The organism is Acuticoccus sediminis (genome assembly GCF_003258595.1).
Classification (GTDB): Bacteria; Pseudomonadota; Alphaproteobacteria; order Rhizobiales; family Amorphaceae; genus Acuticoccus; species Acuticoccus sediminis.
In genome coordinates, this window is the sequence record NZ_QHHQ01000002.1 from 1,253,347 (window position 1) to 1,267,465 (window position 14,119).

The 14,119-nt window shown below is 69.6% G+C and carries 13 protein-coding genes; all 13 read left to right on the forward strand.

The window, feature by feature from the left end:
* Positions 1–195 precede the first annotated feature (195 nt).
* The 13 genes from DLJ53_RS13515 to DLJ53_RS13575 all read left to right on the forward strand — a co-directional run bounded on the left by DLJ53_RS13515 (position 196) and on the right by DLJ53_RS13575 (position 13,861).
* On the forward strand, positions 196–1,773 hold the full coding sequence (locus tag DLJ53_RS13515) for an ABC transporter substrate-binding protein (RefSeq protein ID WP_111345933.1): 1,578 nt from the start codon (positions 196–198) through the stop codon (positions 1,771–1,773).
* Between the two features lie 132 nt (positions 1,774–1,905).
* Entirely contained in the window at positions 1,906–2,355 is a 450-nt protein-coding gene (locus tag DLJ53_RS13520) for a GNAT family N-acetyltransferase (protein ID WP_162409180.1), read from the forward strand.
* The gene (locus DLJ53_RS13525; RefSeq protein ID WP_111345937.1) at positions 2,352–3,326 is read left to right on the forward strand and encodes an ABC transporter permease; all 975 of its coding nucleotides are present in this window, start codon (positions 2,352–2,354) and stop codon (positions 3,324–3,326) included. The genes DLJ53_RS13520 and DLJ53_RS13525 overlap by 4 nt, the downstream gene beginning before the upstream one ends.
* Complete coding sequence (locus DLJ53_RS13530; RefSeq protein WP_111345939.1) at positions 3,323–4,234, forward strand: ABC transporter permease; 912 nt, start codon at positions 3,323–3,325, stop codon at positions 4,232–4,234. The genes DLJ53_RS13525 and DLJ53_RS13530 overlap by 4 nt, the downstream gene beginning before the upstream one ends.
* Positions 4,231–5,199, forward strand: a complete 969-nt coding sequence (locus DLJ53_RS13535) for an ABC transporter ATP-binding protein (protein WP_111345941.1) — start codon at positions 4,231–4,233, stop codon at positions 5,197–5,199. Before DLJ53_RS13530 ends, DLJ53_RS13535 begins: the two co-directional genes overlap by 4 nt.
* The gene (locus DLJ53_RS13540) at positions 5,196–6,230 is read left to right on the forward strand and encodes an ABC transporter ATP-binding protein (protein WP_111345942.1); all 1,035 of its coding nucleotides are present in this window, start codon (positions 5,196–5,198) and stop codon (positions 6,228–6,230) included. The genes DLJ53_RS13535 and DLJ53_RS13540 overlap by 4 nt, the downstream gene beginning before the upstream one ends.
* Before the next feature lie 98 nt (positions 6,231–6,328).
* Positions 6,329–7,492: a 3-hydroxy-D-aspartate aldolase BhcC gene (bhcC, locus tag DLJ53_RS13545; protein WP_111345944.1), complete on the forward strand. Its 1,164-nt coding sequence runs from the start codon at positions 6,329–6,331 to the stop codon at positions 7,490–7,492.
* Between the two features lie 169 nt (positions 7,493–7,661).
* Entirely contained in the window at positions 7,662–8,444 is a 783-nt protein-coding gene (locus tag DLJ53_RS13550; RefSeq protein ID WP_111345945.1) for an SDR family NAD(P)-dependent oxidoreductase, read from the forward strand.
* Between the two features lie 71 nt (positions 8,445–8,515).
* Complete coding sequence (locus tag DLJ53_RS13555) at positions 8,516–10,072, forward strand: ABC transporter substrate-binding protein (protein ID WP_111345947.1); 1,557 nt, start codon at positions 8,516–8,518, stop codon at positions 10,070–10,072.
* A 32-nt stretch (positions 10,073–10,104) separates the two neighbouring features.
* On the forward strand, positions 10,105–11,052 hold the full coding sequence (locus DLJ53_RS13560) for an ABC transporter permease (protein ID WP_111345948.1): 948 nt from the start codon (positions 10,105–10,107) through the stop codon (positions 11,050–11,052).
* Complete coding sequence (locus tag DLJ53_RS13565; protein ID WP_111345950.1) at positions 11,049–11,912, forward strand: ABC transporter permease; 864 nt, start codon at positions 11,049–11,051, stop codon at positions 11,910–11,912. Before DLJ53_RS13560 ends, DLJ53_RS13565 begins: the two co-directional genes overlap by 4 nt.
* A 3-nt stretch (positions 11,913–11,915) precedes the next feature.
* Positions 11,916–12,878: an ABC transporter ATP-binding protein gene (locus DLJ53_RS13570; protein ID WP_111345952.1), complete on the forward strand. Its 963-nt coding sequence runs from the start codon at positions 11,916–11,918 to the stop codon at positions 12,876–12,878.
* Positions 12,878–13,861, forward strand: a complete 984-nt coding sequence (locus DLJ53_RS13575) for an ABC transporter ATP-binding protein (RefSeq protein WP_111345953.1) — start codon at positions 12,878–12,880, stop codon at positions 13,859–13,861. Before DLJ53_RS13570 ends, DLJ53_RS13575 begins: the two co-directional genes overlap by 1 nt.
* Positions 13,862–14,119 lie beyond the last annotated feature (258 nt).

The window sequence follows — 14,119 nt, forward strand, 5'->3', positions numbered from 1 at the left end:
ACCGGACGGTGGCGCGCCGCCGACAGCCGGCCGCTCATTCTTTGGGCTCGCCGCTTGTTTGATCATCTCGAAGCCGAAACGCCGCCTTTCCCTGCTTGACAGCGTCACGATGGGCCATCACGCTCCAGCAAACAAGTTCCATTTGGAAGGATTTCGGATCTCACCACACATCCGGAGTCCCAGGGGGAGATCCTTATGAGACTGTCCTTCGCGGTCCTCGTCGCTGGCGTACTCGCCACCACGGCCGCCGGCGCGCAGACCCTGACCATCGGCGTACGCGGCGGGCCCGATTCGATGGACCCGCACTACTCCGCGCTCGGGCCGCAGTCCGACGCGGTGAAGAACATCTTCGACCCGCTGGTGTGGACCGGCGACGACCTGCAGCTCGAGCCGGGCCTCGCCACCTCGTGGGAGCCGATCGACGACGACACGTGGGAGTTCAAGCTCCGCGAGAACGTCAAGTTCCACGACGGGTCCGACTTCACCGCCGAGGACGTGAAGTTCTCGATCGAGCGCATCCCGAACGTCGCCGGCCCGACGACGACCGAGGTCTACGTGCGCCGCGTCGCCGAGGTCGAGATCGTCGACGACCACACGATCCACATCCACACCAACGGTCCGGCCGCGACCCTCCCCTACGACTTCGTGCGGCTCTTCATCGTCAGCGCGGACGCGGCCGCCGACTACTCGACCACCGAGACCGCCAACGAGGGCTTCAATTCCGGCAAGGCGACCGTCGGCACCGGCCCGTTCAAGTTCGTCTCCTGGGAGCCGAAGGGCGACCTCGTTCTGGAGCGCTTCGAGGACTACTGGCGCGGCGCCGCGCCTTGGGAGAAGGTCGTCCGCCGCGAGATCTCCGACGACGCCTCCCGCCTCGCCGCGCTGAAGGCCGGTGACGTGGACATCATCAACTACGTCTCGTCCGCCGACTATCTGGCGCTCGAGGGCGATCCGGACATCGAGACCTTCATCGGCGACTCGGTCTACGTGATGAACCTGCAGCTCGACCAGCGCGACTCGACGCCGAAGGTCTACGCCAAGGGCGGCGGCGCGCTCGACAAGAACCCGCTGCAGGACAAGAAGGTCCGCGAGGCGCTCGACCTCGCCATCGACCGCGAGACGATGGTGGAGATCGTCCTCGAAGGCCTCGGCTCGCCGGCCAAGCAGCTGATGCCGGAAGGCTTCTTCGGCTCGTCCGACAAGATCGAGGACAAGCCGTACGACCCGGAGAAGGCCAAGGAGCTCCTCGCCGAGGCCGGCTATCCCGACGGCTTCGCGATGGACCTCTTCTGCACCAACGACCGGCTCCCGGGCGACGGCGCCATCTGCGAGGGCCTCGGCCAGATGTTCGCTCAGATCGGCATCGACACCAACGTCAACGCGATCTCCAAGTCGGTCTACTTCCCCGCGTCCGCGCGGCAGGAATACTCGGCCTTCATGAACGGCTGGGGCACCCTGACGGGCGAGGCCTCCTACACCCTCGGCTCGCTCGCGCACTCGCCGAACGAGGAGGTCAAGATGGGCGCCTTCAACCGCATCATCTACAACAACCCCAAGGTCGACGAGCTGATGCAGGCGGGCTCGAAGGAGCTCGACGAGGACAAGCGCCGCGCCTTCTACGAAGAGGCGATGGAGATCACGGTCGAGGACCGCGCCTACATCCCCGTCGTCGTGCTGCAGACGGTCTGGGCCGCCCGCGCCGACAAGGTCGGGGAGATGACCCCGCGCGCCGACGAGGAGACCCTCGCCTACTTCATCCAGCCGAAGGAATAGTCTCCTTCCGCGCGGCGCCGGCCTCTCCGGCGCCGCGTTCCGCCTGCCTTGCGTCCTGTTCGTTTCGCCCTTCCGTGCGACACTGCGATGCGTTTGCACCCCGCCTCTGGGCACACCGATGAAGGCACCGAATTGACAGGATCGATCGCCATCGAAGAGGTCGCATCCAGCGACGCGCTCCAGGAGCGGGCCGTCGAGCTGCTCGACCTCCATGCCAGCCGGCTCGGCCACCACTTCGCGCCGCAGTCCCTGTGCCTGACGGTGACGGACAAGGACGCGGCGCCGCCGCGCGTCCTGGGCGCGCTCGTCGGGTTCACCAACTTCGGCTGGCTCTACGTGAAGTATCTCGCCGTCGACGCCTCGCTGCGCGGCCAGGGGTTCGGCGCCAGGCTGATCGCCCGCGCCGAGGCCATCGCCCGCGAGCGCGGCTGCACCGCGGTCTGGCTCGACACCTTCTCGTTCCAGGCGCCGGGGTTCTACCTCAAGATGGGCTACGCCGAGTTCGGCCGGCTGGACGACTACCCCAAGGGCCACGCCCGCCACTTCTTCGCCAAGTGGCTGACGGACCCGGCCCCGCGATGACCGGGTTTCTGCTGCAGCGGGTGATGCAGGCGGCGATCATCATGATCGTCATGTCGGTCATCGTGTTCGCGGGTATCTACGCCATCGGCAATCCGCTCGAGGTGCTGCTTCCGCCCGACGCGCCGCAGGACATCCGCGCCCGCGTGATCGAGCGCTTCGGCCTCGACCGCCCGCTGTGGGAGCAGTACGGCCTCTACATCTGGAACCTCTTCCACGGCGACCTCGGCCGCTCCTACATCTACAACGAGCCGGTCCTGTCGCTGATCTTCGGGCGCCTGCCGGCGACCATCGAGCTGGTGTTCACCGCCGTGCTCGGCGCGCTCTTCATCGGCGTGCCGCTCGGCATGTGGGCCGGCTACAAGCCGGACGCGGTTTCGTCGCGCCTCATCATGGCGGTCTCGGTGCTCGGCTTCTCGGTGCCGACCTTCTGGGTGGGGCTGATCCTCATCCTCACCTTCGCGGTGAACCTCGGCTGGCTGCCTTCTGGCGGACGCGGCGACACGGTGCTGGTGTTCGGCGTGCCGTGGAGCATCTTCACCGTCGACGGCTGGTCCCACCTCGTCCTTCCGGCGATCAACCTCGCCCTCTTCAAGCTCGCCATCATGATCCGCCTCGCCCGCGCCGGCACACGCGAGGTCATGCTGTCGGACACGGTGAAATTCGCCCGCGCGGCAGGGCTCTCGGAGGGCACCATCGTGCGCCGGCACGTCCTGAAGCTGATCGCGATCCCCATCGCGACCGTGTTCGGGCTGGAGCTCGCCTCGACGCTGGCCTTCGCGGTCGTCACGGAGACGATCTTCTCCTGGCCCGGGGTCGGCAAGCTCATCATCGACTCCATCAAGAACCTCGATCGCCCGGTGATGATGGCCTACCTCATTCTCGTCTCGGCGCTGTTCGTGACGATCAACCTCGCGGTCGACCTCGTCTACGCCGTGCTCGACCCGCGCCTGCGCCGGGGGCGAACGGCATGAGCGGGGCGAGCCCTCCGTCCGCAACGTCCCGCGGCGCGGTCTCGCCGTGGCGGCGCTTCTGGCAGCGCTACCGGGAGGACTGGGTCGCGGTCGTGGCCCTCGTGGTGGTCATCATCCTGGCGATCCTCGCCCTCACCGCGCCCTGGATCGCGCCGCAGAACCCTTACGACCTCTCCGGCCTCTCGCTGCGCGACGCGCGCCGGCCGCCGGGCTTCGTCGGGTCGGGCGGATACGTCCACCTGCTCGGCACGGACGCGCAGGGGCGCGACCTCCTCTCGGCGATCCTCTACGGCCTGCGCGTCTCGATACAGATCGGCCTCGCCGCGGGCACCGTGGCGCTCGTCCTCGGCACGGTGCTCGGCATCCTCGCGGCCTACGCGCGCGGCGTCGTCGAGACGATCATCATGCGCCTCGTCGACCTCCAGCTCTCCTTCCCGCCGATCCTGCTGGCGCTCGTCCTCGTGGCGCTGCTCGGGCAGGGCAAGGCGCAGCTCATCATCGCGCTGGTGACGGCCCAGTACGCCTACTTCGCCCGCACCGCCTATGGCGCCGCCTCCGCCGAGCGGTCGAAGGACTACATCGAGGCCGCCGCCGCGACGCCGCTGTCGGCCCGGCGCATCATCTTCCGCCACCTCCTCCCGAACGCCATGCCGGCGCTCATCGTCGTGGCGACGGTGCAGATCGCCTACGCCATCGCGCTGGAGGCGACGCTCTCCTTCCTCGGCCTCGGGCTGCCGGTGACGGAACCCTCGCTCGGCATGCTGATCTCCAACGGGGTCAAGTACATGATGAGCGGCCGGACCTGGATCTCGGTCTATCCCGGCATCGCGCTCATCCTCCTCATCGTCTCCATCAACCTCGTCGGCGACCACGTGCGCGACATCCTCAACCCGAGGCTCGACCGATGACGCCCGTTCTCGAGGTCAGCGACCTTCGCACCCACTTCTTCACCCGCGCGGGCGTGGTGAAGGCGGTGGACGGGGTGTCCTTCGAGGTCGGGCGCGGCGAGGTGGTCGGGCTCGTCGGCGAGTCGGGGTCGGGCAAGTCCGTCACCGGCTTTTCGCTCCTCGGCCTCATCGACCCGCCGGGGCGCATCGTCGGCGGCTCGGTGAAGTTCCGGGGCGAGGAGCTGGTCGGCCAGCCGCCCCGCGCGCTGCGCCGGATCCGCGGCGCGAAGATCGCAATGGTCTTCCAGGACCCGATGATGACGCTCAACCCGGTGCTCACCATCGGCCGGCAGATGGCGCTCGCCGTCACCGCCCATGAACGCATGAGCCGCAGGGCCGCCGACGCGCGCTCGGCCGAGGTGCTCGCCCGCGTCGGCATCCCCGAGGCGCGGGCGCGCCTCGCCGCCTACCCGCACGAGATGTCCGGCGGTATGCGCCAGCGCGTCGCCATCGCGATCGCCCTGCTGCACGGCGCGGACGTCATCATCGCCGACGAGCCGACGACGGCGCTGGACGTGTCGATCCAGGCCCAGATCCTCGCCGAGGTGGGGGAGCTGGTGAAGGGGAGCGGGACCGCGCTCATCTGGATCAGCCACGACCTCGCCACCGTGTCCGCCATCGCGAGCCGCGTCCTCGTGATGTACGCCGGGCGCATCGTCGAGGAGGGTCCGGTGGGCGCCGTCCTCTCCGACCCGCGCCACCCCTATACGGCGGGCCTCGTCGCCTCGCTGCCGGCCATGTCCGAGCCGGGTGAGCCGCTGGCCCAGATCAGGGGAAGCGCCGTGTCGCTGCTGGATCTTCCCGAAGGCTGCGCCTTCCGCCCGCGGTGCGACCGCGCGACCGCCGCCTGCGCCGCGGAACCGGCCCTGCGGCCGGACGGCGCGAGAGCGGTGCGCTGCATCCATCCCGTGGGAGTCGCGGCATGAGCGAGGCGGAACTCACGGTCGAGAACGCGGTCAGGCACTTCGCGCCGCACCTGACGCTCGGCGACAAGCTCGCCGCGCGCCTCGGCGCCAACGTCGAGACGCGCTCGGTCCGTGCGGTCGACGGCGTGACGCTCCGCGTGGCGAAGGGCGAGACGTTGGGGATCGTCGGCGAGTCGGGCTGCGGCAAGTCCACGCTCGGCCGGATGATGGCCGGCATCATGGCGCCGACGTCCGGTACCGTCCGCCTGAAGGGCGAGCCCGTCATGGTCAACGGGCGAAAGGCCACGACCACGATCCAGACCGTGTTCCAGGATCCGTTCGCCTCGCTCGACCCGCGCATGCGCGTCGGCGACACGATCCTCGAGGGGCCCCTCGCCCATGGCCTCGTCAGGCCGCGCGACAAGGGCGAGGCGCTCGCACGCGCGCTGACCGAGGTCGGCCTCGACCCGTCGCTCTCCGCGCGCTTCCCGCACCAGTTCTCCGGCGGCCAGCGGCAGCGTATCGCAATCGCCCGCGCGCTCGCGATGCAGCCGGAGGTGCTGATCTGCGACGAGCCGGTGGCCTCGCTCGACGTGTCGATCCAGGCGCAGATCATCAACCTTTTCCTGGAATTGCGGCAGCGGCTGGGGCTCACCATCGTCTTCATCTCGCACGACCTAGCGGTGGTGCGGCACCTCGCCGACCGGGTGGCGGTGATGTACCTCGGCCGTGTCGTCGAGGAGGGGCCGATCGGCGACGTCTACGACGCGCCGAAGCACCCCTACACGCGGGGCCTCCTCGAGAGCGTGCCGAAGATCGCCCTCGACGACGGCGGGCGCGTCGACATCAGGCCGATCCGCGGCGAGATCCCCTCCCCGCTCTCCCCGCCGCCGGGCTGCAACTTCAACCCGCGCTGTCCCATCGCCGTGGAGCGGTGCCGGCGCGACGACCCCGCGCTGCGACCCCTCGGCCCCGCCCGCGCTGCCGCCTGCCACCTCGCCGAACCGGTCGCCCCGGTCGCTGCCGGAGACACTGTCGCGGCGATTTCGTAAGCCGGGCGCCCATTCGCATTTGACAAGGGGGCGGTTGCGAGACGACCCCTTATCCGACGCGCGCCCGACGGCGCGATGTGATCTGGAGACCGCCGACCATGGACATGAAGAACACTCTCGCGGGGCTCGAGGTCGGCTACGACGTGCCGGCTCTCCCCGGCATGGCGGAGGCCGACATCCAGACCCCCTGCCTCATCCTCGACCTCGACGCGCTGGAGCGGAACGTGCGCAAGCTGGGTGAGTTCGTGAAGGCACACGGGATGCGCCTTCGGGTCCACGGCAAGATGCACAAGTCGGTGGACGTGGCGAAGCTGCAGATCGCCATCGGCGGAGCGGTGGGCGTGTGCTGCCAGAAGGTGTCCGAGGCGGAAGCCTTCGTGCGGGGCGGCATCGGCGACATCCTCGTTTCCAACCAGGTCCGCGACGCGATGAAGATCGACCGCCTCGCGCGGCTGCCCGGCCTCGGCGCCGCGGTCACCGTCTGCGTCGACGATGCGGCCAATGTCGGCGAGCTTTCCGCCGCGGCCGTCCGCCACAACGCCACGCTCGGCTGCCTCGTCGAGCTCGACTGCGGGATGGACCGCTGCGGTGTCGCCACGCCGGAGGAGGTCGTCGCCCTCGCCAGGGCGATCGACGCCGCGCCGGGCCTGACCTTCGAGGGTGTCCAGGCCTACCACGGCGCCGCCCAGCACATCGAGGACTACGCCGGGCGCAAGGCCGCGCTCGACAAGGCGATCGCCCTCGTCAAGGAGACGGCCGGGGCGCTGGAGGCCGCCGGTCTCAAGCCGCCGCTCGTCTCCGGCGCCGGCACGGGGACGTTCGCGTTCGAGAGCGGCTCGGGCGTCTACAACGAGCTGCAGTGCGGCTCCTACGCCTTCATGGACGCCGACTACGGGCGCATCAGGGACAAGGACGGCAAGCGGCTCGACGAGACGGAGTGGGAGCACGCCCTCTTCATCCTGACCGGCGTGATGAGCCACCCCAAGCCCAATCGCGCCATCTGCGACGCCGGCCTGAAGGCGCAGTCGCTGGACAGCGGCCTGCCCGTCGTCTTCGGCCGCGACGACGTCAGGTACATCCGCTGCTCCGACGAGCACGGCACGATCGACGATCCGACCGGCGCGCTCAAGGTCAACGACAAGCTGCGGCTGGTGCCGGGCCACTGCGACCCGACGTGCAACATGCACGACTGGTACGTCGGCGTGCGGGACGGTCGGGTGGAGACGGTCTGGCCGGTGTCGGCCCGCGGCAAAGGTTATTAACCCACGGGTTAATTTATCCACAGAACGGCATGCCAAAATCGTTCCAGGGACGGGTTTCGCTCTAGACCTTTGTTAATTTATCGATACGCTGAACTTATCGGAGCGGAAGCTGCACCTTCAGTGGCGGCATCGCTCCGGTGCTGGGAGGTGGATTCGTGAAGCGGCTCGCGTGAACGTACTGGATCGTTTCCGGCTGGACGGCAAGCGAGCCCTGGTCACCGGCGCCAGCCGCGGTCTGGGCCGCGAGATGGCCCTGGCCCTGGCGAGCGCCGGGGCGGACATCGTCCTCGTGGCGCGCCCCTCCGACGACCTCGACGCCACCGCCGGCGACGTCGGCGCCATCGGGCGCGAGGTCACCGTCCTTCCGGCCGACGTCTCCGATCCCGAGAGCGCCGTCGCGGTCTGCACCCGGGCACTCGCCGAAGCCGGTCCGGTCGACATCCTCGTCAACAATGTCGGCGGGCGGCGCGAGAACATCCAGCTTCAGGACACCCCGCTCGCCACCTGGCGCAAGCTCGTCGACCTCAACCTGACGAGCGCGGTCGCCTGCACCAAGGTCATCGGCGGCGCGATGATCGATCGGGGAACCGGCGGGCGGGTCATCAACGTCGCCTCGATCAACGCCTTCGTCGCCGGCCGCGGCATCTCGGGCCGCCACTACGAGACGGCGAAGGCCGCGCTGGTGCAGTTCACCCGCTCCATCGCCGTCGACTGGGCGCCGCACGGCATCACCGCCAACGCGATCTGTCCCGGCCTCTTCATGACGGCACCCAACCGGCGCTGGCTGAAGGAGCGTCCCGAAGTCATCGACGCGGCGGTCGCCATGATCCCCGCCGGCCACGCGGGCGACCCGGAGGACCTGGGGCCGCTCGCCGTCTACCTCGCGTCCGACGCGTCCCGGTTCATGACCGGGGCCGCGCTGGTCATCGACGGAGGCTTTACCTGCCTCTGAGCGTTGCGTAACCCGCGGCGCACGACCGCCGCGCCAAACGATTGCCGAAGAACAACGATAGGAACGGTGCAATGTTGGGCAGACTTGGAATGAAGCGCGTCCTCGCGGCCGGCGCCTTCGCGCTCGCCGGGACGCTGGCGGCGGGAAGCGCCGTCACCCCGGCGACCGCCGAGACGCTCCGCTACGCGACCATCGGCGAACCGCCCAGCCTCGACACGCAGATGGGCACGGCCGTCGTCGCGACGATGATCGCTCAGCACATGTTCGAGACGCTCTACGCGCTCGACTCGAAGTCGGTGCCGCAGCCGCTGCTGGCCGAGGGCGAGACCGTCTCCGAGGACGGCAAGACGATCACCGTCACGCTGCGCCAGGGCGTTCCCTTCCACAACGGCGAGGAGATGAAGGCCGACGACGTGGCCGCCTCGCTCAAGCGCTGGGCCGAGTTCGGCGCGCGCGGCTCGACGCTCGGCCTCGACACCGTCGAGGCGACCGGCGACTACGAGGTGACGATCACCCTGAAGGCCCCCAACGGTGCCTGGAAGAGCCTCCTCGCCCAGGTCAACGGCGGCCCGATCGTCTTCCCCGCCGAGATCGTCTCCGCCGCGGCCGGCGAGCCGGTGAAGCCCGAGAGCTATATCGGCACCGGCCCCTACAAGTTCAGCGACTGGCGGCCGAACCGCTACGTCGAGCTCGTCAAGTTCGACGACTACGCGGCGCGCTCCGAGCCGGCCGACGGCATGGCCGGCAACCGCGAGGCGGTCCTCGACACGCTGCGCTTCATCCCCGTGTCCGACGTCGGCACCCGCGTCAGCGGCGTCCAGGCGGGCGACTACGACTACGCCGAGTTCATCTCCGGCGACCTCTACGCCATCCTGAAGGACGACCCCTCGGTGACGCCGTACATCAGCGCCTCGCCGATCTTCGGCCTGCTGTTCATGAACTCCAAGGACGGCATCCTGAAGGACAACTACGCGCTGCGCCGGGCCATCCTGACCGCGCTCAACATGACCGAGGCGCTCCAGGTCTCCGTCGGCGACCCCGAGCTGTGGGACGCGCAGGGCGCCTTCTTCACCAAGGATTCGGTCTGGTACACCGACGCCGGCACCGAGGCCTACAACGTCGGCGACCCGGAGAAGGCCAAGTCGATGGCCGCGGAAGCCGGCTACGACGGCGCGCCCATCCGCCTGCTCGTGTCGACCAACTACCAGCAGCACTTCGACCAGGCGAACGTCTTCAAGCGCCAGCTCGCCGACGCCGGCATCAACGTCGAGCTCGACGTGCGGGACTGGGCGACGCTCCTGAAGCAGCGGGCCGAGCCCGGCGCCTGGGACCTCTTCATGACGCACCACAACACCGTCGCCGACCCGGCGCTGCTGACCTTCATGAACGACAACTATCCCGGCTGGTGGACGAGCCCCGAGAAGGAGGAGCTGGAGGCGACGTTCATCAACACCTCCGACCTCGACGGCCGCCCCGCCACCTGGGCCGAAATCCAGAAGCTCGCCTACGAGCAGGTGCCGGCGGCGAAGGTCGGAGACGTGTTCTCGTTCGACATCGCCGCGCCGGGCTTCAAGCCGGCCTGGGACAAGGCGCCGGGCTTCCAGTACTTCTGGGGCGCGTCGAAGTAACCGAAGCGCCCGGCTAGGAGAGACCGCCGCCGATGTGGATCTACATCGCCAAGCGGACCGGAGCGGCGTTCGCGACGCTGGTCGCCGCTTCCGTGATCATCTTCATGTTCATCCACCTGATCCCGGGCGACCCGATCCTCGTCATGCTCGGCGATTCGGCGACGCCCGAGCAGGCGGCGGCTCTGCGCACCCGTCTGGGGCTCGATCAGCCGCTGGTGGTCCAGTACTTCTACTGGGCGGCCAGCGCGCTGCAGGGCGACCTCGGCCGCTCGATCTTCTTCGACGAGCCGGTCACCTCCGTCATCGTCGACGGCGCCGAGACGAGCATCCTGCTGGCGCTCATCACCATGGTCTGGGTGGTGGTCATCGGCGTGCCGGTCGGCGTGATCGCGGCGGTGAAGCGGGGGAGCGCGCTCGACCAGGGCCTCTCGGGGCTCGCCATGCTGATGGCCTCGATCCCGACCTTCTGGGTGGGCCTCTACCTCATCCTCGTCTTTGCCGCGACGCTCGGCTGGCTCCCGTCCTCCGGCTATCCGTCGATCTTCGAGGACGGCGGCCTCGCCAACCTGCGCTACCTCCTGCTGCCGAGCTTCGCGCTGGCGGCGCCGAACGCGGCGCTCATCCTGCGCCTCACCCGAGCCTCGATGCTCGACGTCTCGAAGGAGGACTATATCCGCACCGCCCGCGCCAAGGGCATCAGCCCCCGCCGCGTGGTGCTGCGGCACACCCTGCGCAACGCGCTCCTCGTCGTCGTGTCCGCATTCGGCTTCACCCTCGGGGCGCTGATCTCCGAGGCGGTGGTGACCGAGACCGTGTTCGCGCTGCCCGGCATCGGCCGCACCGTGGTGCAGTCGATCCTGCGGCGCGACTATCCCGTCATCCAGGGCGTGATCCTCGTGATCGTCTGCCTCTACCTCGTCATCAACCTCCTGGTGGACATCTCCTACCGCTTCCTCGACCCGCGGGTGGAGCTCTCATGAGCGCCACCGTCCGCGCGGTCCTCGCCCCGGTCACCGCCCGACCGGTCACCTTCATCGGCCTCATCTTCCTGCTGGTGGTCATCGTCTCCGCGCTCGCCTCGCCGCTGATCGCGCCCTACTCGCCGCTCGACATCGCGCCGACGGAGCGCCTCGTGCCACCCAACGCCGAGCACTGGTTCGGCACCGACCACTTCGGCCGCGACACCTTCTCGCGCGTCGTCTACGGCTCGCGCCTGGCGCTCCTCATCGGCCTCGGCGTGGTCGCCTTCGCACTGGCGACGGGCGTTCCCATCGGCGTCGTCTCGGCGCTCTATCCCGCGCTCGGCCGCATCCTGATGCGCGGCGTCGACGTGCTGATGGCCTTCCCCTCGCTGCTCCTCGCGCTGGGGCTCATCGTGATCCTCGGGCAGGGCGTGGTGAACGCGATCCTCGCCATCGGCGTCGTCTACCTGACGACGACGGCCCGCATCGTCTACGGCGTCACCCTGCGGCTGCGCGAGGAGACCTACGTGGAGGCCGCCCGCTCGATGGGCGCGGGCACGGTCTGGCTGATCGCCAGGCACATCCTGCCCAACATGATCTCGCCTCTCCTGGTGCAGGCGAGCTTCGTCTTCGCCTTCGCCCAGCTCGGGGCGGCGTCGCTCGACTTCCTCGGCCTCGGCACGCCGCCGGACGTGCCGAGCTGGGGCAACATGCTGGCCGAGTCGCGCATCTACATCACCCGCGCCCCGTGGCTGCTCTTCTTTCCCGGCATGATGATCGCCCTCACCGCGTTCTCGCTGAACCTCACCGGTGACGCGCTGCGCGACCACATGGACCCGCGCTTCCGCGAGGTCATGGGCAACAGGCAGCGGAGGTAGGCGATGCTCACCGTCGAGGACATGGTGGTCTCGGTCGGCTCGCGGCACGGCTCGATCGACGTCGTGCGCGGCGTCTCGTTCGCGATCGCGCCGGGCGAGATCCTGGGGCTCGTCGGCGAGTCCGGCTGCGGCAAGAGCATGACGTCACTCGCCGTGATGGGCCTCCTGCCGCACCCGGAGGCGTGGGTCAGCGACGGCCGCATCGCCATCGACGGCGCCGACATCACCGAGGCGACGCCGTTCGAGCGGGTCCGGAAGGGCCATGGCGACATCGCGATGATCTTCCAGGAGCCGATGACGTCGCTGAACCCGGTGATGCGGATCGGCGACCAGATCGCCGAGGCGGTGCGGGTCCACGATCCCGAGGCCGACCCGGCCGCCCGCTCGCGCGAGCTCCTCGACCTCGTCCGCATCCCGGACGCGCAGCTCCAGCTTCGCGCCTACCCGCACGAGCTGTCGGGCGGCATGCGCCAGCGCGTCATGATCGCGGTCGCCCTCGCCTGCCGACCGAAGGTGCTCATCGCCGACGAGCCGACGACCGCGCTCGACGTCACGGTGCAGCTCCAGATCCTCGGCCTGATCCGCGACCTCTGCGACCGCCTGCACATGGGCGTCCTCTTCATCACCCATGACCTCGGCGTCGTCTCCCAGCTCGCCGACCGCGTGGCGGTGATGTACGCGGGAAAGATCGCCGAGACCGGGACGGTGGAGGGGATCTTCTCCGCGCCGCTCCACCCCTACACGGCGGGCCTGATGGCGTGCGTCCCCGACCCCGCCACCGGTCAGGAGCCGATCCATTCGATCCCCGGCCAGGCGCCGAAGCCCTACGAGATCGGTGACGGCTGCCCCTTCGCGCCACGCTGCGAGCGCGCCGGCCCGCCGTGCCGGTCCGGCCCCGTCCCGGTGGTCGAGGCCGGCGGTCACACCGCGCTTTGCCACTTCCCGCTGATCGCCGAGGCCGTCTGATGGCGCTGACCGACACCGTGGCCCCGGCCGCCGCCCCCCTCCTCGAGGTGCGGGACCTCACCAAGACCTTCCACGTCCACCGCGACGGCAAGCGCTACCGGGTGCAGGCGGTGGACGGCATCTCGCTGACCGTGCGGCGGGGCGAGGTGCTCGGCATCGTCGGCGAGTCCGGCTGCGGCAAGACGACGGTCGGCCGCTCGATCATGGGTCTCACGCGGGCGGACGGCGGCGAGGTGATCTTCGGCGGCGGCGACCTCCTGAAGGCGCACGGCGCGGCGCTGCGCACGGCGCGCCTCAAGCTGCGGATGGTGTTCCAGGACCCCTACGCCTCGCTCAACCCCCGCCGCACGGTGGGCGACTCCGTCGCCGAGACGGGCGATATCCACGGGCTCTTCAAAAGCCGCAAGGCGCGCGCCGAGCAGGTCGGCGAGGCGCTGACCCAGGTTGGCCTCGACCCGAGCTTCGCGCCGCGCTACCCGCACGAGCTCTCCGGCGGGCAGCGCCAGCGCGTCGGCATCGCGCGGGCGATCCTGCCGGTGCCTGACCTCATCATCGCCGACGAGCCGGTGTCGGCGCTCGACGTGTCGATCCAGGCGCAGGTCCTCAACCTCCTCGCCGACCTCAAGGCGCGCCTCGGCCTGACGATGATGTTCATCTCGCACGACCTCGGCGTCGTGGCGAAGATCTCGGACCGTGTCGCGGTGCTCTACATGGGCCACGTCGTCGAGCTCGGCGACGGCCCGTCCCTCTTCGCCGCCGCGCAGCACCCGTACACGCAGATGCTGATCGCCTCGGTGCCGCGCATCGACCCGAGCAAGCGCGTCACCGGCGCGGTGGAGCGCGGCGAGCCGCCGAGCCGCTTCCAGCAGATCGAGGGCTGCCCGTTCCAGGACCGGTGCCCGAAGCGCACCGACGTCTGCCGCACGATGCCGCCGCTGCGCGCCACCACGCCCGGCCACCAGGTCGCCTGCCACCACGCCTGACCCGCCGCACCTGAACCACCGCGCCCAACCGCCGTCCCACATCGCCGGCACGGCCTCCCCGCGAGGGGCCCACGGGCAAGGCCCAGCCTGTTCTCCGGAGCCAGCCATCGCTGAAGCCCGAAGAGAGCCGGAGCGGGACGCCGTGCAAGGCCGAAGAGCGAAGCGTGCCTTGCGCGGCGTCCCGCTCCGGCTCAGGGCTTCCTTCAGCGATGGCTGGCTCCGGAGAACAGGCGTCCCGCCCCTGTTCACTGGTGAAGC

Excerpts from the sequence above, each read along its gene's own strand:
- DLJ53_RS13515 (WP_111345933.1), top strand. The coding sequence starts at position 196 with ATGAGACTGTCCTTCGCGGTCCTCGTCGCTGGCGTACTCGCCACCACG.
- DLJ53_RS13525 (WP_111345937.1), top strand. The coding sequence starts at position 2,352 with ATGACCGGGTTTCTGCTGCAGCGGGTGATGCAGGCGGCGATCATCATG.
- DLJ53_RS13530 (WP_111345939.1), top strand. The coding sequence starts at position 3,323 with ATGAGCGGGGCGAGCCCTCCGTCCGCAACGTCCCGCGGCGCGGTCTCG.
- DLJ53_RS13535 (WP_111345941.1), top strand. The coding sequence starts at position 4,231 with ATGACGCCCGTTCTCGAGGTCAGCGACCTTCGCACCCACTTCTTCACC.
- DLJ53_RS13540 (WP_111345942.1), top strand. The coding sequence starts at position 5,196 with ATGAGCGAGGCGGAACTCACGGTCGAGAACGCGGTCAGGCACTTCGCG.
- bhcC (WP_111345944.1), top strand. The coding sequence starts at position 6,329 with ATGGACATGAAGAACACTCTCGCGGGGCTCGAGGTCGGCTACGACGTG.
- DLJ53_RS13555 (WP_111345947.1), top strand. The coding sequence starts at position 8,516 with ATGTTGGGCAGACTTGGAATGAAGCGCGTCCTCGCGGCCGGCGCCTTC.
- DLJ53_RS13560 (WP_111345948.1), top strand. The coding sequence starts at position 10,105 with ATGTGGATCTACATCGCCAAGCGGACCGGAGCGGCGTTCGCGACGCTG.
- DLJ53_RS13565 (WP_111345950.1), top strand. The coding sequence starts at position 11,049 with ATGAGCGCCACCGTCCGCGCGGTCCTCGCCCCGGTCACCGCCCGACCG.
- DLJ53_RS13570 (WP_111345952.1), top strand. The coding sequence starts at position 11,916 with ATGCTCACCGTCGAGGACATGGTGGTCTCGGTCGGCTCGCGGCACGGC.
- DLJ53_RS13575 (WP_111345953.1), top strand. The coding sequence starts at position 12,878 with ATGGCGCTGACCGACACCGTGGCCCCGGCCGCCGCCCCCCTCCTCGAG.